The organism is Cohnella herbarum (assembly GCF_012849095.1).
GTDB lineage: Bacteria > Bacillota > Bacilli > Paenibacillales > Paenibacillaceae > Cohnella > Cohnella herbarum.
This window is the reverse complement of record NZ_CP051680.1, coordinates 5,445,001-5,466,839: the sequence shown is the minus strand read 5'-3', so window position 1 is coordinate 5,466,839 and position 21,839 is coordinate 5,445,001. Positions and strand designations below refer to the sequence as shown.

The window sequence follows — 21,839 nt, the reverse complement described above, 5'->3', positions numbered from 1 at the left end:
CGCGTAGGCCACTCATTCTCGTAACGATTAATCCGCGGAAGGTTTGACCGGACCGATCACGTATACCTTGTATCCGCGTTTCATGCCGAACTTGTTCGCTCGCGATTCGCTCTCGTAATAAACGTCGATCTTCTTCCCTTTGACCGCGCCGCCCGTATCTTCGGCTCTTCTGAATCCAATGCCTTCGATATAGACCCACCAACCGATAGGGATGACCTTAGGGTCGACGGCAATCGTACGCCCTTCTCGAACGACGGCACCGGAAGATGTGACTCCGTAACCGTGATCGCCCTCCGATTTACCGGTAGAGGCAAATCCGGCCGAATAGGCGGTCAGCGTTACATTGTTAAGCAGCCGCTTAACTTTTACGCTTTGGCCGTTTAACTTAACGACTCTCGCTTCGGCGGAAGTCGGCGGACCGCTATAAGAGAGAGTCGCCACCTCGGGCTTCTTCTTCGTGCCGATAGCGACGATTTTCTGAACGGCTGGTTGGGCAACGGTTTTCTCGATCATTTCCTGACTGACGAGCTTACCATCCTCGTAAACTTTCTCCGTCTTGAAGACGACGAGCCCTTTTTTCCCCGCATTAACAACCTTCAGCTTGCCTTCTTCCAGCTCTTCGTTCTTTTTCTGTACGACCTTAAAGTCGATTGGGTACTTGGTCTCTACGACTTCTTTACGAACCCTAACTACCGATACGGTCATCCCCTCTTTCAAGGGACTGCCCAGGGCCGGCGTAATCCGGTCCTCGTCGGACAGTTTAATCGCTAACGAACTTATGACTCCCCCAACCGTATCTTCGGTCGTGTAGGTAACTTTCTGATTTCCGTCCGCTCTGACCGTCACTCCTACAGCCCGATCGATAACGAGCTGGCCGCCCTCTTCAAGAGAATCGGTAAGCGATAGGGAAAGGCGATCATGCGGGCCAACGTGAATACCCTGTTCTTCGATAAAACCGAGTACGTTAGGAGACTGGGTTTCGAACATTTTAGATATTCCGTTGTCGATGAACGTAATGTTCTTAGTGGCTGCTTTCTGCAACAACGACATGAACATGATGGTGATGGCAAAAACGAGAATTGCGCCTAGTAGGGCTGCGCGCAAATGCTCATGCTTCCATCGCAGTGCGAAAAGCTTGCCGGTCGGTCGTGGAACATGGGTTTCCTCAGTAGGAATAACGCCCATATCTCGCTCCTCCTTCATAGCCCCGCCGTCGACTGTGATGCATGATACTTGTCTGACGCGACTAATCCAAAATGGTTATCGACGCTCGCCGATCCGTCCGTTACTGCGAAATTCCGGACGTTTGTTAAAGCGCCGCCTTATCCAGTAATGCACGCTCCAAAGCTTGGTACAAGCTTTTACAATTCTTTTTTTCAACACAAAAAGCCATCGAGACAGAGGACCTGTTCGTGGCTTCCGCATGTAGAAGAGTTAAAAGAATTGTCGCGGCACGAGGTTGACCTCTCTCTATCACGCTTGCGGGGTTAGCTGTCGGGTTCGGGCGAAAGAGAGTTGCCCTATTTGCTCCTTGGCATGACGAGTTACTCAGATAGAGTCGCGTCTCTGCCACTTGCAAAATTCACCCCAAGATTGCTCGGACCGCTGCGGACGTTTAATTGCCTAAACGCCGTTGCGTTGGGTCCCCCACTCTCCCGTTCGGGAGATTAAGCGCACTGGAAAAGGAATGTCATATTCGAACTTCTGTTGATGATAATAACCTCTAGTCGCCAAAGGTGTAAAGATGATGCAACGGACGAATTTGCTCGTTTTCACGGAAAAACGACCGGATCTATTCGATTATCCCAAGCAAAAGCCAGTTTTTTCTTCAAACCGAGCCGTTTTTCTTCCAAATCTTCCGTTTATCTCGTTATGCCCAAACAGCGGCGCCCATTTTCACTGGTAATATGTGCCATCTCATCCACTGAAATCCCTTTAATCTCCGCCGCGGTCTCCGCGACGAGACGAACGTAAGCCGACTCGTTCCGCTTCCCTCGGTGAGGGTGCGGAGCTAAATAAGGAGCATCCGTTTCGAGCAATAATCGATCGAGCGGAACACGTTCCAACACCTCTTTCGGCACTCTCGCGTTCTTAAAAGTAACCGGACCTCCGAATGAAATATAGAAGTTCATATCGAGGCATTTTCGGGCCGTTTCCCAGCTTCCGGAGAAGCAGTGCATAATTCCGCCGACTTCTTCCGCTTTCTCTTCTTTAAGTAATCTAACGATATCTTCGTGAGCATCGCGATTGTGGATGACGATCGGTTTGTTCAGACGTTTAGCCAACCGAATTTGCTCCCGGAATACGGTATGTTGGATTTCTTTCGGGGACGTATCCCAATAGTAATCAAGCCCGATCTCGCCGATGGCCACGACTTTTGGGTGGCTGCACAGCCGTTCGATCCAGGCCAAATCCTCCTCCAACTTCATATCTATAGCATCTGTCGGATGCCACCCTACGACCGCGTAGATAAAGGGATATTTCTCGGCTAACGCCATAGTCGTGGGAATCGTTTCCCGATTAAAACCGATGTTCACGATCGTATCTATCCCTGCCTCAAGGGCGCGGGCGATGACCTCTTCGCGATCGTTGTCGAACTTGGGAGAATCTAGGTGGGCATGGGTGTCGATAAGCATGTCGGAATTTGTCCCCCTTCTATAAATGTAGCTTCATCCAACCTTCTCGGTGCTGAAAACCTGACTTTTTGAACGTTCATTTGAAGATGTAATTCAAAAAATCGGCTTTTGATCACGAAGTTCCTTCTATTATATAGACAGTTTTTTGCGCGTCTCCGGACTTAACTTATGAGCGTGCGGGAGCACCTTCTCCAAGGGAAAGTAAATGTAGTATTTCCCGCGATGAAGACCGGCAATTGACTGAATAATATCCGACTTTACCGAGATCTCCGTTAATTGCTCTTGCTCGTCGAGCAGAAGAATCGGAGGCTTTTCTTTGCCGTCGGGCAATGCGCCCGGTTTATAGACGTCGTACGGCGAATCCATCGGAGTATCGACTTCCATATGATAGTCCGGATGAAGACCGATCCGCTCCCATTCTTGTCGAACTTCCTCGAGCCATAGCTTGTCCTCTTGCTCCAGCGGCGCGTACTTATACAACTGACGATTCAAGAACCGTCGGCACAGATCCGACAAGAGCTCGTCCTTCTCCTCCGTCCACTGGCCGAACGTCGTCTGCACCAATGCTTCGTCCAACTTCAAATATTGGCGCAGCGTGATCGTACCTTCCAGTAGCTCCCGAATCGGCGGAAGCATGAACGCGAATTCGTATTCCTCTTTATGAAGCTCGCCGGCTCTGCGGAAGATTTGCCTCAGCACAATTTCCGAACTCCGCGTCACCGGGTGAAAATAAACTTGCCAGTACATCTGGTATCGGGACATCAAGTAGTCTTCGACCGCGTGCATTCCGCTTTCTTTCACCACGATCTTTCCTTTATAAGGACGCAACACCCGAAGAATCCGATCCAAGTCGAACGTTCCGTAGTTCACTCCCGTAAAAAATGCATCCCGCAGCAAATAATCCATTCGATCCGCATCGAGTTGGCTGGATACTAAGCTAACGACGATCGGTTTCTCGTACTTCTTACGAATGACGGAAGCTACCTTAGCGGGAAATTGCGGATCCACCTCGCGCAGAACCCGGTTCACGCCGGTGTCTCCCAATATCACTTCGCAAGTAAATTCTTCATGGTCGGTACGAAAGATTTGTTCCAGCGAATGCGAAAAAGGTCCATGTCCGACATCGTGCAACAAGGAAGCGCAAAGACTGAGTAATTTTTCCTCTTGCGGCCAATCGTCGTATCCATTACGCTCAAATTGAGAAATAATTTTCCTTGTTATTTCATAAACGCCCAAGGAATGGGAAAACCTGCTGTGCTCCGCTCCATGGAAAGTAAGATAGGAGGTGCCTAATTGGCGTATTCTTCTGAGTCGCTGGAACTCGGGTGTATTAATGAGTTTCCAGATGGTCAGATCCTGCACGTAAATAGAATGATGAACAGGATCCTTGAAAACCTTCTCTTCTTGCAATTTCGCGAGCATGGACATCACCTCTTTTTTGTCACTTTTCGACAAACAACTGCTTTACTTATCGTTTTATGTCGAACGATGTCGAATAACGTTTTCCTTAAACATTCTTTAGTAGACAATGCCCTTTGTTCTCGAAATTGCCTTATTTGAAAGGATTCTCAGCAACTTTTCAGCAGAAATGCGACTTCTTCCCTAGCAATACAGGTTGACTTTTTTGGGAAAGGTTGGTACGATAGAGATCGGAAAAAAGAGAACTTTGTCGAATGCTGGCGAACACGGACATGCTCAGCAATTGATGGTCCGTTTGTTATTATTTTAACCTTTTGAGAGGGGTATTACCAAATGATGAAATCTACTGGTATCGTACGGAAAGTCGATGAGTTGGGCCGGGTGGTTATTCCAATCGAATTGCGCCGCACGTTAGGCATCGGAGAGAAAGATGCTCTTGAGATTTATGTGGACGGAGAGCGCATCATGTTGAAGAAATACGAGCCTGCTTGTATCTTCTGCGGTAATGCGGAGAACGTTACATATTTCAAAGGCAAAATTGTTTGCAGAGAATGTTTGAAGGATTTACCTTCACCTGTGACAAATTAAAGAAAATAGTTTATAATGAAAATTGTATTCTAATAATTGTTAATTCCAACCTTTTTATACTCCTTGCACCCCTCCCGATATCGATCTCGGGAGGCTTTTTTTTGTCTCGGTATCCGACAGGTTCTATTGTTCGTTTGTCTCTAGCAAGGCTTGATAGACATCGCGTCTGGATAACCCTCGATCCGTGGCCGCAAGCTTCATGGCTTCCTTGCGATTCGATTGCAGGGATTCGTAGTGAGCCACATGCTGCGCCAGCGTTAATGATGACCACCATTGACCGCCATTCGCATCTCCGGAAGCTCCTGTCCCTGTCCCTGTCCCTGTCCCCGCCGTCGAACTCGTACCTTCTATAATAATGCAACATTCCCCGAGCGGAGGAATCTGCTCGAGATGCTCGAGGCATGCGGCAACCGTTCCCCGGATCGCTTCCTCGTGGCGCTTGGTCAACTCTCGAACGATCGCCGCTTTACGCCCGCTCCAACGTTCCGCAATGACGAGCAACGATTTCTTCACCCTATGAGGGGATTCGTAGAAGATTAAAGTTCCGCTCTCTCCCTCCAGACCATCGAGGAGCTTGTTTAAGCCCTTGCGCTCACGCGGCGGGAAACCTACGAACAAGAACCTGTCGGTCGGCAGACCGGAGATGACGAGCGCGGACAGCGCCGCATTAGCTCCCGGAATCGGAACGACCGGTATGCCTGCCCCCACCGCATCCCTGACAAGCTCGGCTCCCGGGTCGGAGATAGCGGGAATTCCAGCATCGCTAACCAGGGCAATATGTTGACCCTCCATCAGCAATCGGATAAGCTCGGGTCCGCTGGCTTCCCGATTGTGCTCATGATAACTAACGAGCCTATTCTGAATATCGAAGTGAGTAAGCAGCTTCCGCGTTTGACGGGTATCTTCCGCCGCGATCAGTTGAACTTCCTTCAGCGTTCGGATAGCGCGGAACGTAATATCCTCCAAATTACCGATCGGCGTAGCGACCAAATACAAGGTTCCGGGAGTTTCCCGAACGGCAAAGCTTCGCTGGACGGAAGCCTGCTCGGTGCCCGGAATCATTTCACGATCCTCTCTAATCATCCTCAGCCTCCTTCCTAACTTCGTTTGTTTTGGTTATCGGGGCTCGTCCGTTCTGCCGCTTGAAATCGGGCAGCTCGGCGGCTTGTCCGTAGAATACCGCAAGTAGCTCCGGGGTATACTCTCCGTCTTCCTCGTAGACGACCAAAGGCGGCAATAACCGTACTTCCGGTTTGCCGTCTCGCGTTCCTTCTATTAAGATCATGTTCGCTTCCGCCTCCTTGCGAGGATGAACGAACCGGATTCTCTTCGGCTCCAGCCGATACCGTCGCATAAGGTCGATGATGTCGACCATTCTGCTCGGACGATGTACCATCGAGACTCGCCCGCCGATGCGAACCGACCTTGCGCAAGCCGCAATAACATCCTCCAGCTTACAACCGATCTCATGCCTGGCCATTGCTTGGTGATGGTTTTCCTTGTAATCGCCGCTCGAAAGCGGAAGATACGGCGGATTGACCGTGACGGCATCATACAGCTCGCCATCCGGCCTCCATTCGCGCAAGTCGCCCTCTATGATCTTGATTTTATCGGTTAACCCGTTTAGTCGAACGCTCCGATTCGCCATGTCCGCCAACCTGGGTTGAATCTCAATCCCGTCGACGGTTGCGTTCGTTCTTGTCGTCAGCAACATCGGGATGACTCCGTTTCCCGTGCACAGATCTAGAATGCGGCCCCTCGGCGGCACTCCGGCGAATCTCGCGAGCAACACGGCGTCCAAGGAAAAACTGAACACCTCCGAGCTTTGAATGATTCGTAGATTATGGGTAAGAAGATCGTCCAACCGCTCTCCGGGTTGTAAGGACGGTTCCACTTCTCTTATCGGATTCGAGTCCATTGAATAAAGCACCTTTCAGCCAAGTCATATTTAAAAATGGTTCACGCCCCTTAGCTTACTTGATTCCTCGGCCTATCGCAATGTTCATCGTTTTTTTAAGAGACATAAACGCGTTCGACGCGACTCCCGATTCGGCTAACGATTTCATTAGTTACCGTTCCGCACTGTTTGGCGATCAGACCCGCCGTTATGGTTTCCGTTCCGTCCTGTCCGATAATCGTGACCGTATCTCCTTGCCGTACCTCTTCGATCGAAGTCACGTCTACCATAAACTGATCCATGCAGATGCTTCCCGTCATGTTTGCCCGCTGTCCGCGAATCAGAACATAACCGCCATTATCCGCTAAGTTCTTCGGGATGCCATCGGCATAACCGATCGAAACGGTCGCAATCCGAACGTCTTGCGAAGGAATGAATTTGTGTCCGTATCCTACCGGATGATGCGCGGGCACATCGGACACCTGCGATACCGTGGCTCTAAGGGAGAGAACGGGCTGCAGCTTTGCTTGCGTGACCACTCGATCTTCTTCATTACTCAGCAAGCCGTACAATGCGATTCCCGGACGAGCCAGATCGAATGCGATATCCGGATAATTTAGAATGCCGTAGCTGCTTTGGATATGGACATTCCCCGGGTTCAAGCCTTCGGACCGAATTCGATCGATCACCGCATTAAATTGAGCGAGCTGCATCGTCGTAAACGCGACTTTCTCCCGATCCAGGCTGTCCGATACGGACAAGTGGCTGTAAGTTCCATTAACCCGCAAATGGATTGGATTGAAACAAGAGAGAATTTCATCCGTGTTCCGGTGCGATTCCCCTAAGCGATGCATGCCGGTGTCGATCTTCACGTGAACCTTAATCTTGCGTCCGCGTTCGTCTAATGCTCGTCCATAATCCGCGCTAACGATCGTTTGAGTCAGCTGGTAGCTGAAAAGGTCATCCGCGCGATCGGGTGAAGTGTAACCTAAGATGAGAATTTCGCCTTGTACGCCATGCCTGCGCAATTCGATCGCTTCCTCGATCGAGGCGACGGCGAAATGGATGACCCCGATTTCGTTCAGAAACTTTGCAACCTCAATGCCGCCATGACCGTAAGCATTGGCTTTGACGACCGCCATAACGGAGCAACGAGAGGGCAATGCTCGCATTAATTCGAATAAGTTGTGTTTCAAATGGGCTAAATTGATCTCCGCCCAAGCCCGATTCGAGGTTCTCATCTTCTCATCATCTCATCCCATCGTCAGAATGAATCATCCGTTTATTTCCCTTGCCATAGCAAGTTGAATCAACCGGTGCATTAGTTTCGAATAAGAAAGATCGCTATAGCCCATCATGTTCGGATATCGGCTTGCGGCCGTGAACCCGGGCATCGTATTCACTTCGTTAAATACGATACGCCCATGATCGGCAAGGAACATGTCCACCCTTGCAAGGCCTGTACAACCTAACGTTCTATAGATCAACCGCGCGGTTTCCTTTACCTTGGCGGCCATATCCGCGTCTATCCTCGCCGGCAGATGGATCTTCGCGGATTGCAGCGAATACTTCTCTCCGTAATCGAAAAATTCGCCCGATAACTCGATCTCGTCCACTTCGGCGATGAACGGTTGCGAATTTCCGAGTACCGCGCATCCCACTTCGAACCCCGCTACGTTCTGTTCTACGATCACCTTGTCATCGTAGGAGAATGCGATTTGAATCCCTTCGATGAGCTCCGTTCTGTCGCGGGCTTTCGTTATGCCGAATGAAGAACCGGACTTCGCCGGTTTGACGAATAAAGGAAAGCTAAGCTTCTCGGCGGCGTTGACTGCCGTTTCCAGGTCGTCGCCCGCGTACAGCGTCACCGAAGGGGCTGTCTCCACTCCCGCGGCTCTTACGAGCTGGCTAGCGATCCCCTTGTCCATGCAGATCGCGGATGACAACGTGTCGCATCCGACATAAGGAATACCCGAAAGCTCCAACAGGCCCTGCACGGTTCCATCCTCTCCGTTTTTGCCGTGAAGGACGGGGAATACGACATCAACGGGAAGGATACGAAACTCCGTTCCTCTCAGCTCAATGATTCCTTTACTTCCCTGGCTAGGGGAAATAAATGCGGGTGTGCAGCTAGAGTGGGTATGCCAGTTATCATTGCGTATATCTGCAGATCCGCCCTGGTAGTGAAGCCATTCACCTTCTCTTGTTATGCCGATCTGAATAATTCGATAGACGGAGCGATCCAGATGATCGATGACGGATGCGGCCGATTGTAAAGACACTCCGTACTCCGTCGAACAGCCGCCGAACAGTACCGCGATATTTTTCATATGCATAAGTCATTTCTCCTGTTCCATATTAAGAGGATGGAATTGATTATAAGGAACAGAACTAAAATAATTACAAATAATTCGTTAACAGTTCTTAAGATGTTATGAACTATTGTTTAAGCAAAATTTTAAACGTTCTGAAAAGCGGACAAAAAAAAGCAACGAACCCTCGAGAGGCCGTTGCTTCTATCCGACTACACTTAACTTATTTACTTAAGAAAGATAAACAGAACAAGCAATCGCCTTCCATTCGCAGATGACCGTAGTATACGTTGCAAATGTGAAAGCCTTCGTGATACAGACGGGCTAAGTTATCGTATCCCTCGCCTACAGCCATCGCTAAAGGCGGTTCTCCCTTGATGGCAGCCGGTTCTTCCGCCACTTCCTGGGTTACGGCTACGGGTTCAGTTTCCCGCTTGAGCACTTTTCTTAACTGCTGATTTTCGATTCTAAGCCGCTGATTTTCTTCCAGCAGCTCTTTAATCTTCAGCTTGAGATCCCCGAAGTCGGCATGTACGTTTCCTAAATGCGATTCGAGCTCTTCTACGCGGAGGAAAATGTCTTTCATGAACAACGATCCACCTCAAGGCACGATTATGTCGATTAATAGTGCGACTGTTTGCCAGCGATGCTAATCGCGCACAGTCGTCATAAGTGTGACTGCTTACTAGCAAAACCCATGCGCACAGTCGTCACAAGTCATTTCAAGACGACATCGTCAAATGGCAACTCTTTCACCTTACCCAGGTCGAACAACTGAACGTGTACGCTGCGACTGCCGATATTGATTCCCACGACTTTGCCTTCGCCCATGGAAGTGACAACCGCTCTGCCTACTGCCGGCAATTCTTCTTTGGCGCTCTCGTAATTGTCATGCTCGTATTTCAAACAACACATTAAGCGGCCGCACAAGCCTGAGATCTTCGTTGGATTAAGCGATAAGTTCTGGTCCTTCGCCATCTTGATGGAGACCGGTTCGAAATCGCCTAACCATGAAGAGCAACAGAGCACTCGCCCGCACGGACCAATTCCGCCGAGCATCTTGGCTTCATCGCGCACGCCGATCTGCCGCAACTCGATGCGGGTCCGGAATACGCCGGCCAAATCCTTGACCAGTTCCCGGAAATCAACGCGGCCTTCAGCCGTAAAATAGAAGATGATCTTATTCCGGTCAAACGTGTATTCCACGTCCACGAGCTTCATCTTAAGCGCGTGATCCTTGATTTTTTGCAGTCCAACGGTAAATGCGTTCTTAGCTGCTCCGCGGTTTTCCTCGACCGCCTTCGCGTCGGGATCGCCGGCTACTCGAATGACTTTCTTCAAAGGAAGAACGACATCCGCTTCTCCTACCGTCTTCGGGCCGACGACGACTTTGCCGTATTCTACGCCACGCGCCGTTTCCACGATGACATGCTGATCTTTGGACACCGGATGCTCGGCGGGATCGAAATAATAGATTTTGCCCGCTTTCTTGAAGCGGACTCCCACCACATCGTACAAATCTATCCCTCCCGCACGTTCACCAGAAATTGCTCCAGCGCTAATTGCGGCGCTACGTGAGCCTTTATTCGTCTTGCCGCCGTCAGAGCGGATTCCATTACGGTAACCCAAGATTGGATCGAACGACTCCAAGCCATCTTCGAAATCCATTCCTCTTGGTCCGGAAATACCATCTTATCCTGGCGGTCGGTCATTGCGTAAATCATATCTCTATACCACAAAGCTAACAGCTGTAGCAATATTTCAACGTGTTCGGAGAGATCCGTTTTAAAAACCTGCTGCTGCGCTTGAAGCAGACTCGCAGTGAACCGGGTTGGATTCTCCTTGCCTAATTGTATCACTACGTTTCGGATATCTGCAAACCAATTCTCTTCTACCAATTTTCTACTGGCATTTAACCCGGATGCCAGATTCACCGCCGCGCGTGCCAGAAGCTTAGATTTACCCTCCGCAACGAGAGCGTTTTCCAATGCTTCCCGATCTCCCGGCACGAAAGCAACCAGTTGCGCCCGCGATAAAATAGTGGGAAGCACCGATTGGGCGCTTGGCGTTAACAGGATGGCGACGACGGGAGAGGGCGGTTCCTCCAAAAACTTCAACAAGCTGTTTCCCGCCTGAACGGTCATCGTTTCGGCGCCTTCGATAATATACACCTTATAACCCGCACCGACGCTGCGATAGGAAAGCTCCCGCTGCAGCGTTCGAATTTGTTCGATCTTAACCGTTGCCCCGTCCGGACTAATGACGTGAAGATCCGGATGGTTGCCATGCAATACTTTGCGGCAAGCCAGACATTCACCGCAAGCGTCGTTGCCGCCTTTCTCGCAGAACAGGGCTTGGGCAAACGCGTTCGCCATCTCCATCCGGCCGGAACCCGGAGGTCCCGCGAACAGATAGGCATGGGCGACTCTATGGGAGGCTAGCGCATTCTGTAGCAAGGCTTTCGCCCGATCCTGTCCCGATATGTGGTGAAAACCCATGATGCGAACTCCTTACCCTATGACCTACCCGCAATCGCAAAGAGGCGGGTCAAAATCAAAATAAAATATTAATCAAAATGCCGCGAATTTCGCCGACCTTGTGAAGGAGGTCGATTCTGCCTTCCTCGCTTTGCAGCAGCTCTTCTCCCATCGCCACGAGCATCGCGTCGACCTCTTCCAGCAATTTATATCTTTTGCCGCGACCTCTACGGTCCCAGCCTTTCGTTTCCTTCAATGCAATGCCGCGGCGGACGGTGTCCTCCAAGAAGGCTTTGACCATCTGCCGATACAGCACCAGTTCCCGAACGGTCATGGAACGGGTTAACCGATCGCCCTGCAGCCGGATGTCTTCGAGCTTCCGCTGAAGCTCCTCGTGCGTCCTCTGCTCCTCCTGCTGCTGCATCATATCGCCGAAGTTCTGAGTCTGCGTCGGTCTCGCCATCATCTCTCCGCGCTGCACCGCCTTGTTGACGGGATAGTAGCCTGACTGGATCTTCATCTTAACTCACCGCCCGGCTTCATTAGAAGTGTTCAAACCGCTCGACCGGAAGCACGAACACGGCGGCTCCGCCCACCTGTACTTCGACCGGGAAAGGGATATAAGAATCCGCCGCTCCGCTTACGGGAGATACCGGCGTGACAAGCTGGTCGCGTACTTTGCAGTTGGCTCGAATGACGTCAAGGGCGCTTTGAATCCGGTCGTCCTCGATTCCGATCAGGAAGGTCGTATTGCCCGCCCGCAGGAATCCTCCGGTACTCGCCAGCTTGGTCGCCCGGAACCCTTCCTTAATTAACGCATTCGACAGCCGGTTGCTATCCTTATCTTGAATTACGGCAATCAGTAATTTCATCGTTCAGGCCTCCTCTAATTTCTTGAATAGGGGTCTGCAGCTTTATATCGCTAACTTTTGCTTCTTACCTTATAAATTGGACACTCGTACGCTAAAATCCTCTTTTTGCTTATTGTCCGCTTAACGATCCGCTTACGTGCTCCCACGCTTGATCGGCGATTTCTTCCGGATTGCCCGAAGCATCCAGCATTCGAATTCTGTCGGGAAACCTTTTCATGACCTCTAGATACCCTTCCCTTACCTTCATATGGAAGGATAGGCTTTCCAGATCGAGTCGGTTCACCTCTCTATGGGCATTGGCTTCAATACGAGACAAGCCCAACTCCGGATCAAGATCAAGATACAGCGTCAGGTGCGGCATACAATCTTCAGTCGCAAATCGATTGATCTCCCATACCTTATCGATCCCGAGTCCTCGCGCATATCCTTGATAAGCAAGACTGCTGTCTACGAAACGATCGCAGATTATAATGTCGCCCTTGCTTAAAGCCGGCATTACGATTTCGACGAGATGCTGCCGACGAGCCGCCGCGTATAACAAGGCTTCGGTCTTGGCTTCCATTTTCGTATTCTTCGTATCCAGAATGACCTTGCGGATCGATTCCGCGATCGGAACGCCTCCGGGTTCCCGAGTACTGCGGGTTCTTCGTTTCGTTTCCTTATATATTCTTTCCGACAATCTGGAGATAAGCGTCGTCTTGCCCGCTCCTTCTCCGCCTTCTATCGTAATAAACAGTCCGCCCGACACCTGGCTTTCCCCTTTCAAACATAACGCTACCTCCGGGCTGCTCGTTCCGCGAGGCGAATACCCCCGTATACGATTCCCGTGAGTACGCTTATTACCATCATATCAAAGCAGACATTAAACATAAACAAATGCTTGCCTAGATCGGCTTCTCCATCGCCAATAAGAGGCACAACGCAAGAGAAAATACCCGCCAACGCAACGATCGCCAAAGTCTCGGCAACCAGTCGCAGCCTCCTTGAGCGGTTTAACCGCCATACTACGCCTAACACGACATAATATGCCAGAAATAGGCTTATGTACGCAAGGGAATTACGCGGCATATATTCGTGCTTCCACTGGCTCCATCCGCTGAATCGATAAGTAATCGCACCCGGAGGTTTACCCGCCGATTGATCATAATTACCCAGGTAATAAGGCCGGATAAACATCGCGTTGTCCGCCGCTCTATCCAGCTTCTGCATGAATCTTGAAGGGTGGCGCAAATAATACAGAGCAATGTCCTTATGACTCAGTTTCTCCAGTACTTCCTGTCTCAAGACGGGGTCTTTCTGCGGGATGGCCGTATCCTTCTGAAAATAATTCGTTCCTGCCAGTACGGCGTATTTCTCCGGAATCCCAAGCTCCTCCATATCCTTTGCCACATGCGGCGAGTCCTTCAACACTCCGTAAAAAATCGATTGATACAAATTCGTGTTTTTCAGTCGATCAGGCGCTACGATAATCATTAAAGCGGACGCTACCGCCAACACCGCTACGCCGGTCCATACTTGTTTTCTCCATTTCGCATCGGTCCGTAAACCGATCATCCTCCAAGCGAGCAACGCAAAAGCAAAACCTAGAGGCGCGTTCTGAATTTTCGAGGTCGCTACCGCCAACGCGGCTACTATGAACAGTGCTAACACCTTACCGGTCGGACTTGGAGAAGAGGCTATTGCCATGATCGAAGCAACCAACAGTAACATGGCAATCAAAGCAAACGGCTCTCCGAAAAAGGATTGAAAAAACGCCAAATAGCCGATATCTCCGAATATGAAAATCAAACTAAGCGCTAACAGGATCGATAGGATTAACGTATTTCTTCGGCTAGCGGCTTCCGGCGTATGCCTAACGAGCAGAGTAATCGCCCACACGTACAAGACGGAATAACAAGCCCCGAGTATCCGAATATCGAATACTTCTCCGTTAAAGACTCTCCCGATCCATCCGGCAACGGCCACAAGAACGACGTGCGTAGAGATGTAACCGCCTAACGTATAGCCGCCGTAACCGAATTTCTGATGCGCATAGTTGAAATATAACTCTTCGTAGGACTGCTGCGGATCAAGCACCGTCAATCCGGTTATGCCGAACACGCGGCCGAAATCGCCGCTATCCGCTAACCCGATAACGGGGGGAATCATAATCAGTACGATAATCAGCACGCTCGCGGCAACGCCGGTTATGATCGCAATGCTTTTACGAATATCCGCGTTGACTGTCCCCTTAAACATTGCCACACCTCTTTACTTCCATTATGGCTTCCTTACTTGAATCGTTCGAAGCTCGGGGTCTCGGGCTCCCTGAATTTGCGCGCCCTCGTATTTCCAGTGCCTCAGTTGCTCTACGATGTCTTCGGTAATAGCTTCGCCAGGATAGAGCACGGGTATGCCCGGCGGGTAGGGAATCACCCATTCTGCGGCTATGAAACCCACGCTGCGGTCTAGTTCTACCGGTTGCGCAGAGACTACCTCTCTTCCGAACAAAGTCGGCTCTGGAACGCTCGTCAGGCCGTCGTTGGCCTTCGGAGTCACCCGACCCGTATTCGTACGAGTATGCTCAGGGAGTTTCCGTTCACGACCCGAGGAGATATTCTTGGCGATATCTAGCAGAGCGGTGCGCAATCCCTCGCCGTCGGCTAACTTGGAACCGATTCCGAAAGCCATCACGACGTAACGCGAGTCCGCCATCTCCGCGATGCAATTTCTTTGTATCAACTCGTCTCTTAACTCGAACCCGCTTAACGTTGCGCCCTCATCGAACAGAACGAGCTTTAACGGATCATACGAAATTCCTTCACTCGCGTACTGATCGTAACCAAGCGCTCTAAAAGGGGTTCGCTCCATCCCTTCCCTTGCCCGCTTCACGCTCTCCAATGCGGAATGGAACGCTTGCGAACCTTGCGCATGAAGCTGCCTGCGAGCCAAATCCAACGTCCCCATAATCGGAAATGACGGACTCGAGCTCTGTACCATCGTCAGCGCTTGTCGTATTTGCTCCCTAGGTAGCCTGTCTCCCTGCATGTGCAGCATAGCTCCCATCGTCATAGCGGACAGCATCTTATGCGTCGACTGCACGCTCAAGTCGGCTCCCGCTTGCAGGGCCGATTGCGGAAAATCCGAATGAAAGCCATAATGAGCGCCATGCGCCTCATCGATGAGAACAGGTATTCCCTTCCTATGAGCAACCGCGACGAGCAGCTTCAAATCCGGGCTCATTCCGTAGTAATTCGGGGCGGATAGAATAACCGCTTTGGCTTCCGAATATCGTTCAACGGTTGCCTGAAGAAGCTCCGTTGCGGGCATCGTAGCCAACCCCGAAGCGTTGTCGATCAGCGGCGGCAGCAAGATTGCTCTAGCTCCCGCTAGCATTAGACCGTGAATAATCGATTTATGTACGTTCCGCTGTACGATAACCAAATCTCCCGGCTGGCATACTCCCAAAATCATAGCGAGGTTGCCCGACGTACTGCCGCCGACAAGAAATCGGGTTTCTTCCGCACCGAAACAATCGGCGGCAAGCGTCTGAGCTTCCAGAAGCGGACCTTCCGGATGGTGAAGATCGTCGGTATCGGACAGCTCCGTCACATCAAGAGCAAGCAGCGGCTCGTAATAGGATGCCGCTAGCCCTTCTCCCCAGTCCGCGCGTTGTTTGTGTCCCGGAACATGAAAGGGATGCACCCGTAACCTCGCATGGGCAGCTAGAGCCTCATATAGGGGTGCCTTGTTTCTATCTATCGTCATATATCGGATGCCCCCTTTCACGTATACTTATGAACGTCCTACGCGTTTCTTCTTCAGCGTCTCCGGAAGCACCATCAATGCCGGGACGAGCATAGGCAATAAAATAAAGCAAAGCACGACTAACCCGACGATAACGGCCGCAGCTAATTCGATTAGCAGTACTAGCCCGGATGGAATCAGCGTGGCGAACGTACCTCCTAGAATGACCATCGCGGAGATAATGACGCCTCCGACGCTTTTTGCCGACTTGACGATCGCTTCGCTCGGAGCAATCTTACCATACTCCTTGAATCTCATCATGAGGAAAATGCTATAGTCTACGCCCACCGCTACGATAACGATGAAGGAGAAGAACGGAACGAAAGAGGATACCCCGTCCGCTCCGATCACGTACTCCGTAACGAGCTTAGAGGCGCTCATTGCCACGTAATAAGAAGCTAATAACGCCAGAACGATATACAACGAAGGCCAGAAAGCACGGATGACGAACAATAAGACGAGGAAGACGCTGACAATGACGATAATGGCGGTTCCGTTAAATGATTTGATCTGTGCCTTATTCATATCGTAAGTGGTCGAACTCGGTCCTGCCGCTCCGAACGTAGAGTTCGAGAGCGAGGTACCTTTAAGTCCGCTAGACAACGTGTCGTTAATTCTCTCTACCGTATCCAGCGCCGCAGGAGAGTATGGATCATCCTTCAGAATCACGATCAACTTCGTAATCTTGCGGTCTTTGGACATAAAGCTGGCTTCGGATTGTTGGAAGTCGGGGCTCGCGAGCACTTCGTCCGGGATAAAGAACTTCTTGGACCCATCTTCCTCCGTTAACCCGCTAGCATAGAAAAAATCGATCGGCGCGGCCTGCGGTTGCGTAACGCTGGAAACGGCAAGTACGCCTTCCACTTGCTTAAGATTGTTGGTTAACTTCTCCACGACGCTCAGAGAATCATTGTTATTCATAGCCTTATCGTTCTCGATAACGACCGTAGTCGGCAATGCTTGGCCGCGGCTGAAATGTTCTCCTACCAGGCTAAAACCTTTCGTAGAAGGATGATCGTTCCCCAGTTCCTTCAGTTGATCGAAGCTGAGTTTCTGCCCGCTGGTCAGCAAGACGGGAATAAGCAGGATCACGATAATGACTGTAGTTAGAACGGGACGTTTAACCGATATTTGCGTAAGCTTCGCCCAGAAACGGCTCTCCTTGTGACCCGTAACCTTCTTGGACGGCCAGAACAGCTTCGTGCCCAGTACTTTCATAAGGAACGGAGTAAGCGTCAGGATCTCAAGCACGAGAACGACCGCCCCTATCGCGACCACGTTGGCGGATTTATAAATTCCGAACTCCGAGAAGGTCAGTCCCGCGAAAGCGATAAATACCGTCAGAATGCTATAAACGATCGTTCTACCCGCTGTTTTATAAGAAGTGATAATGGCATCGTCGATGGAACTGCCGTTCGCAAGCTCCTCCTTAAAGCGGTTGAACAAGAGAATATTATAGTCGGTGCCTATCCCGAACAAAATAAGAACAAGCAGCATCTGCGTCACGCTCGTGATCGGGAAGTCGAGCTTATCGATTACCTGTGCCGCGATTCCCATAGAGACGAGATAGGATACCCCTACGGCCGCTAAAGATACGAAAGGGATCACGACGGAACGGAACATGAGAATCAATACGACCAGGATGAAAATAACGGTCAGCGCCGCGCTTTTCTCCACCCCTTCGGTAGATGCTTTAATGTAATCGTTCTGAATGAAGTCCTCGCCGCTTAAGTAGTACTCCACCTTCACGTCGGTAAGTATGTTGCCTATCTCTTTCTGAATGTCGTCGACGCTGCGTCCGTTCTTCTCTAGAATAAAGCTGGCCATCAGAGTCGTCCCGTCCGGAGAGACGAGCGAAGACTTCGCGGCCGGTATCGTAATCGGGTCGATGAATTGGCTGAGTCCCAGATTTTCCTGTTGTTCTCTTAAGCTTAGAATACCGGATTCAATCTGCTTCATATCCTCTTCGGACAACTTGTTCTCATTGAAGAAGATCAGAATGTTATTCATTCCCTGCGTTTCGTTCATCTTGCTGAGCAGTTGGCTGGCAACCTTGGACGGGCTATCTTGCGGCAGCGGATCTTGGCCTCTTTGATGCAGGATTTCGTTGACGTTCGGTTGAAATACGGTTAGCAAAACAGTCGCGACTAACCAGACGACCAGTATCGTCCAGCGCCATTTAATAATCGTTTTCATGATAGCGGCTCCTTTTTTCTACAGCTTCTTAAATAAACTCGTAATTCCCTCGGAGTAGACGAACAGATATTGGTCGACCAGATTCTGCAGAATATCTCCTTCTTCGTTATCCCTAAGGATCAGGCAGAGCCCTTCTACGATCGACGAAGCAAGCATTTGTACAAGGGCGTTTTCATTAACGGCAAGAGAACCCTGGTCATGTTTTATCTTGAAGACGACCCTCTCGAGGATGAAGAAGGTTAGCTCAACCAATTCCGACTTCGCGCTCTCGTACTTGGATCCCGCGCTATGGGTGAGCAAGATCATTAATGGTCCGCTATACGTCTTGAATAGCTTCACGATCGTATTTTCTATTTTGCTAAAATAGCCTGGAGCGTCCGGGGGTTCGTTCAAACAGCCGAAAATAACATCCTGACGGATAACCGAAATATACTCGGTGTATTGCTCGTAGACGGGCTGAACGATCGCATCGAACAAATGTTCCTTGCTCGCGTAATACCGATAAATATTGCCGCTAGTCACTCCTGCGGATTGAGCGATCCGACGCATGGAAGCCTTCATGTAGCCCTCGCGTCTGAATTCCTGTAATGCCGACTTTAGAATGTTGTTTCGGATTTCGTCTTTAAGAATTTGCAATAGTAATCACCTGTTCATTATTAGATCCTGTTAGCATTATAAGGGTTTTGGATTGCCGGCGCAAATGTGTCAGAACGTCAATATGTTTTCCGAACGACAAAAAAAGCCGAACAGACATTTATCTGCTCGACCGCATCCTATTAAACGTGAAATCGGACCCATAATTGCTTCAGTTGCTTAACAAAAAAAGGATATCTCTCATCTTCCACATTCGTATTCACCATTTCGGACTCGCATGATGTACATATAAATTCCGTTACGACGGTTATGCCTTCCTCTTTGGGTTGGCCGCATACGATGCAGGTATTCGCTTCCTTCTCTTCCATGAACAACCCTGCCCTTCCCTATTGTTGCATCTATTATGTCCGAATTCTATGAAAATATACGCATTCATAGTAAGAAATCTATACTAAACATAACAATAAGTTCAACAATATCCGATAGTAATGAACAGAAACCGTTTTGTGCAAGGGAGGAACCGTAAGGATGGCCAGTCCGTCAGAGATGCGCGAAGCAACCTTCTATAATTATAAGCTCATTCGTAAAATAGCTCTACGTCCGGAGAGTAAGTATAGTTACATGTCTACCGCGCTGCTCGTACTAACCGCTTTGTATTTCATATACGGTTGGATCGGGTTGGTTTATTCCGCCGTAGGCGTCATTCTTATGCTGATCGTTCATGCCATCGTCTTACGGATAACGATTCGCCGCGTAGACGAATTATCCGAGAAAAAATGGACGTTCCGCAGAGATTGGCCGTGGATCGGTCCGCTACCCATTATGGATACGCAATTAAACTTGTTCCGACGTCTTCATTTTCATCTCATCCTAGTGGGGAGCTGCGTAGCGGGAATATTCTATCCCTGGGCTCATTCCTCGCTTGTCATCGCGATGGTTTACTGGCACTTCTGGTTGCTAACGCCCCGATTGCGACTGCTTGTGTCGCTGTGGCGCGAAAGCGGAGACGGAGTCGTGCGTCTGGAATCTAAAGAAGTTTCTTATTATCACCAGTAAGATCTCTGGTCTAGGGGAGATGTACTTTGTGCTGAGGGAGTAACACTTATATTCGGCGCACTAGGGGCATTGACACACACATTGGGCACTAAAACGCACTGAAAGTACCTTATCTTCGCCAGAGTTGGGGATTCGAACACTCGTAGAGCACTGAGAGTACCTTATCTTCGCCAGAGTTGGGGACCGAGCACTTGTAGCGCACTGAGAGTACCTTATCTTCATCAGAGATGGGGGATCGCACACTTCCAGCGCACTGAGAGTATCTTATCTTCGTCGTGGCTGGGGATCGGACACCGTTGTAACACAACTATTCCCTCTAACATACTTAACATACGCAAAAAGCACCCGGTTAAGGGTGCTTTTCTTGTTCTCCGGCCTGGCAACGTCCTACTCTCCCAGGACCCTGCGGTCCAAGTACCATTGGCGCTGGAGGGCTTAACGGTCGTGTTCGGGATGGGTACGCGTGGAACCCCTCCGCCATTATTACCAGACCGGATCTTAAACTCAAGGCTTGCGCCTTGAAAACTGGATGCGAAGTAAAGCGATCAGAAGAAGGTGAGTATCATTTGTCTTGCTAGCATCATTCGTGACGACTAAAGTCGCACGAGTTCGTTTAGGATAAGCCCTCGACCGATTAGTACCCGTCAGCTCCACACATTGCTGCGCTTCCACCCCGAGCCTATCAACCTGGTGTTCTTCCAGGGGTCTTACGAATTGGGAAATCTCATCTTGAGGCAGGCTTCGCGCTTAGATGCTTTCAGCGCTTATCCCTTCCGCACTTGGCTACCCAGCGGTGCTCCTGGCGGAACAACTGGTACACCAGCGGTGCGTCCATCCCGGTCCTCTCGTACTAAGGACAGCCCCTCTCAAATTTCCTACGCCCGCGACAGATAGGGACCGAACTGTCTCACGACGTTCTGAACCCAGCTCGCGTACCGCTTTAATGGGCGAACAGCCCAACCCTTGGGACCTACTTCAGCCCCAGGATGCGATGAGCCGACATCGAGGTGCCAAACCTCCCCGTCGATGTGGACTCTTGGGGGAGATAAGCCTGTTATCCCCAGGGTAGCTTTTATCCGTTGAGCGATGGCCCTTCCATTCGGTACCACCGGATCACTAAGTCCGACTTTCGTCCCTGCTCGACTTGTAGGTCTCGCAGTCAAGCTCCCTTATGCCTTTGCACTCTGCGCGCGATTTCCAACCGCGCTGAGGGAACCTTAGAGCGCCTCCGTTACTTTTTAGGAGGCGACCGCCCCAGTCAAACTGTCCGCCTGACACGGTCCCTCTACCCGGTAAGGGTAGTAGGTTAGAACTCCGATACGATCAGGGTGGTATCCCAACGGCGCCTCCACAGAAGCTTGCGCTCCTGCTTCATAGGCTCCCACCTATCCTGTACAGACCGTACCAAAGTTCAATATCAAGCTACAGTAAAGCTCCATGGGGTCTTTCCGTCACGTCGCGGGTAACCTGCATCTTCACAGGTACTAAAATTTCACCGGATCTCTCGTTGAGACAGCGCCCAAGTCGTTACGCCATTCGTGCGGGTCAGAATTTACCTGACAAGGAATTTCGCTACCTTAGGACCGTTATAGTTACGGCCGCCGTTTACTGGGGCTTCAATTCATAGCTTCGGGTTGCCCCTAACCACTCCTCTTAACCTTCCAGCACCGGGCAGGCGTCAGCCCGTATACTTCGCCTTACGGCTTCGCACAGACCTGTGTTTTTGCTAAACAGTCGCTTGGGCCTCTTCACTGCGGCCCCCTCGTGCTATTCACACTACCGGGGCACCCCTTCTCCCGAAGTTACGGGGTCATTTTGCCGAGTTCCTTAACGAGAGTTCTTCCGCGCGCCTTAGAATTCTCATCTCGCCCACCTGTGTCGGTTTGCGGTACGGGCACCTTCTCCTGGCTAGAGGCTTTTCTTGGCAGCGTGGGTACATGACCTTCGGTACTATGATTTTCCCTCCCCATCACAGCTTGAGGTATTAGTGTGCGGATTTGCCTACA

20 protein-coding genes, 2 rRNA genes and 1 riboswitch (1 of these 23 running past the window's edge) are annotated in these 21,839 nt (G+C 50.5%); of the genes, 2 read left to right on the top strand and 20 right to left on the bottom strand.

Annotated elements, in window-relative coordinates:
* Positions 1-27: 27 nt before the first annotated feature.
* The 3 genes from HH215_RS23305 to HH215_RS23295 form a co-directional block, all read right to left on the bottom strand.
* Positions 28-1,185, bottom strand: coding sequence for a resuscitation-promoting factor (locus HH215_RS23305; protein ID WP_169282073.1), 1,158 nt, complete (start codon positions 1,183-1,185; stop codon positions 28-30).
* Positions 1,186-1,461: 276 nt separating this feature from the next.
* Positions 1,462-1,684: riboswitch (cyclic di-AMP (ydaO/yuaA leader) on the bottom strand.
* Positions 1,685-1,862: 178 nt separating this feature from the next.
* Positions 1,863-2,636, bottom strand: coding sequence for a TatD family hydrolase (locus HH215_RS23300; RefSeq protein WP_169282072.1), 774 nt, complete (start codon positions 2,634-2,636; stop codon positions 1,863-1,865).
* 129 nt (positions 2,637-2,765) lie between these two features.
* On the bottom strand, positions 2,766-4,058 hold the full coding sequence (locus HH215_RS23295) for an HD domain-containing protein (RefSeq protein WP_169282071.1): 1,293 nt from the start codon (positions 4,056-4,058) through the stop codon (positions 2,766-2,768).
* Positions 4,059-4,388: 330 nt separating this feature from the next.
* Between HH215_RS23295 and HH215_RS23290 the strand changes: the two genes are divergently transcribed.
* The gene (locus HH215_RS23290; protein ID WP_027086730.1) at positions 4,389-4,643 is read left to right on the top strand and encodes an AbrB/MazE/SpoVT family DNA-binding domain-containing protein; all 255 of its coding nucleotides are present in this window, start codon (positions 4,389-4,391) and stop codon (positions 4,641-4,643) included.
* Positions 4,644-4,766: 123 nt separating this feature from the next.
* On the opposite strand, the gene rsmI is transcribed toward HH215_RS23290, so the two are convergent.
* The 15 genes from rsmI to HH215_RS23215 form a co-directional block, all read right to left on the bottom strand.
* The gene (gene rsmI, locus HH215_RS23285; RefSeq protein ID WP_254450192.1) at positions 4,767-5,726 is read right to left on the bottom strand and encodes a 16S rRNA (cytidine(1402)-2'-O)-methyltransferase; all 960 of its coding nucleotides are present in this window, start codon (positions 5,724-5,726) and stop codon (positions 4,767-4,769) included.
* Entirely contained in the window at positions 5,719-6,561 is an 843-nt protein-coding gene (locus HH215_RS23280) for a tRNA1(Val) (adenine(37)-N6)-methyltransferase (RefSeq protein ID WP_169282070.1), read from the bottom strand. The genes rsmI and HH215_RS23280 overlap by 8 nt, the downstream gene beginning before the upstream one ends.
* Positions 6,562-6,656: 95 nt before the next feature.
* Positions 6,657-7,781, bottom strand: coding sequence for a serine racemase VanT catalytic subunit (gene vanT / locus HH215_RS23275; protein WP_169282069.1), 1,125 nt, complete (start codon positions 7,779-7,781; stop codon positions 6,657-6,659).
* A 33-nt stretch (positions 7,782-7,814) separates the two neighbouring features.
* The gene (vanG, locus tag HH215_RS23270; protein WP_169282068.1) at positions 7,815-8,876 is read right to left on the bottom strand and encodes a D-alanine--D-serine ligase VanG; all 1,062 of its coding nucleotides are present in this window, start codon (positions 8,874-8,876) and stop codon (positions 7,815-7,817) included.
* 199 nt (positions 8,877-9,075) lie between these two features.
* Positions 9,076-9,438: a DNA replication initiation control protein YabA gene (gene yabA / locus HH215_RS23265; protein ID WP_375140458.1), complete on the bottom strand. Its 363-nt coding sequence runs from the start codon at positions 9,436-9,438 to the stop codon at positions 9,076-9,078.
* 131 nt (positions 9,439-9,569) lie between these two features.
* Positions 9,570-10,370 carry a PSP1 domain-containing protein gene (locus HH215_RS23260; protein ID WP_169282066.1) on the bottom strand — a complete coding sequence of 267 codons (801 nt, stop codon included), beginning with the start codon at positions 10,368-10,370 and terminating at the stop codon, positions 9,570-9,572.
* 2 nt (positions 10,371-10,372) lie between these two features.
* Positions 10,373-11,350 carry a DNA polymerase III subunit delta' gene (holB, locus tag HH215_RS23255; RefSeq protein ID WP_169282065.1) on the bottom strand — a complete coding sequence of 326 codons (978 nt, stop codon included), beginning with the start codon at positions 11,348-11,350 and terminating at the stop codon, positions 10,373-10,375.
* A 55-nt stretch (positions 11,351-11,405) separates the two neighbouring features.
* Positions 11,406-11,849, bottom strand: coding sequence for a YaaR family protein (locus tag HH215_RS23250; protein ID WP_169282064.1), 444 nt, complete (start codon positions 11,847-11,849; stop codon positions 11,406-11,408).
* A 22-nt stretch (positions 11,850-11,871) separates the two neighbouring features.
* Positions 11,872-12,201 carry a cyclic di-AMP receptor DarA gene (gene darA / locus HH215_RS23245; protein WP_115995932.1) on the bottom strand — a complete coding sequence of 110 codons (330 nt, stop codon included), beginning with the start codon at positions 12,199-12,201 and terminating at the stop codon, positions 11,872-11,874.
* Positions 12,202-12,310: 109 nt separating this feature from the next.
* Entirely contained in the window at positions 12,311-12,949 is a 639-nt protein-coding gene (gene tmk, locus HH215_RS23240) for a dTMP kinase (protein WP_169284539.1), read from the bottom strand.
* Between the two features lie 26 nt (positions 12,950-12,975).
* A complete protein-coding gene (gene wsfD, locus HH215_RS23235) occupies positions 12,976-14,439 on the bottom strand; it encodes a glycan biosynthesis hexose transferase WsfD (RefSeq protein ID WP_169282063.1) in 1,464 nt (487 codons plus the stop codon).
* A gap of 21 nt (positions 14,440-14,460) precedes the next feature.
* A complete protein-coding gene (locus HH215_RS36495; protein ID WP_169282062.1) occupies positions 14,461-15,948 on the bottom strand; it encodes an aminotransferase class I/II-fold pyridoxal phosphate-dependent enzyme in 1,488 nt (495 codons plus the stop codon).
* A gap of 27 nt (positions 15,949-15,975) precedes the next feature.
* The gene (locus tag HH215_RS23225; protein WP_169282061.1) at positions 15,976-18,183 is read right to left on the bottom strand and encodes an MMPL family transporter; all 2,208 of its coding nucleotides are present in this window, start codon (positions 18,181-18,183) and stop codon (positions 15,976-15,978) included.
* 18 nt (positions 18,184-18,201) lie between these two features.
* Positions 18,202-18,819, bottom strand: coding sequence for a TetR/AcrR family transcriptional regulator (locus HH215_RS23220; protein WP_169282060.1), 618 nt, complete (start codon positions 18,817-18,819; stop codon positions 18,202-18,204).
* A gap of 140 nt (positions 18,820-18,959) precedes the next feature.
* On the bottom strand, positions 18,960-19,145 hold the full coding sequence (locus HH215_RS23215) for a sigma factor G inhibitor Gin (protein ID WP_169282059.1): 186 nt from the start codon (positions 19,143-19,145) through the stop codon (positions 18,960-18,962).
* Between the two features lie 160 nt (positions 19,146-19,305).
* On the opposite strand from HH215_RS23215, the gene HH215_RS23210 reads away from it, so the two are divergent.
* Positions 19,306-19,833 carry a transposase gene (locus HH215_RS23210; protein ID WP_169282058.1) on the top strand — a complete coding sequence of 176 codons (528 nt, stop codon included), beginning with the start codon at positions 19,306-19,308 and terminating at the stop codon, positions 19,831-19,833.
* A 374-nt stretch (positions 19,834-20,207) separates the two neighbouring features.
* Here HH215_RS23210 and rrf read toward each other — a convergent pair.
* Both rrf and HH215_RS23200 read right to left on the bottom strand, forming a co-directional pair.
* Positions 20,208-20,324 (bottom strand): 5S ribosomal RNA (gene rrf / locus HH215_RS23205).
* 123 nt (positions 20,325-20,447) lie between these two features.
* Positions 20,448-21,839, bottom strand: a 23S ribosomal RNA gene (locus HH215_RS23200); it runs 1,645 nt beyond the window's last position.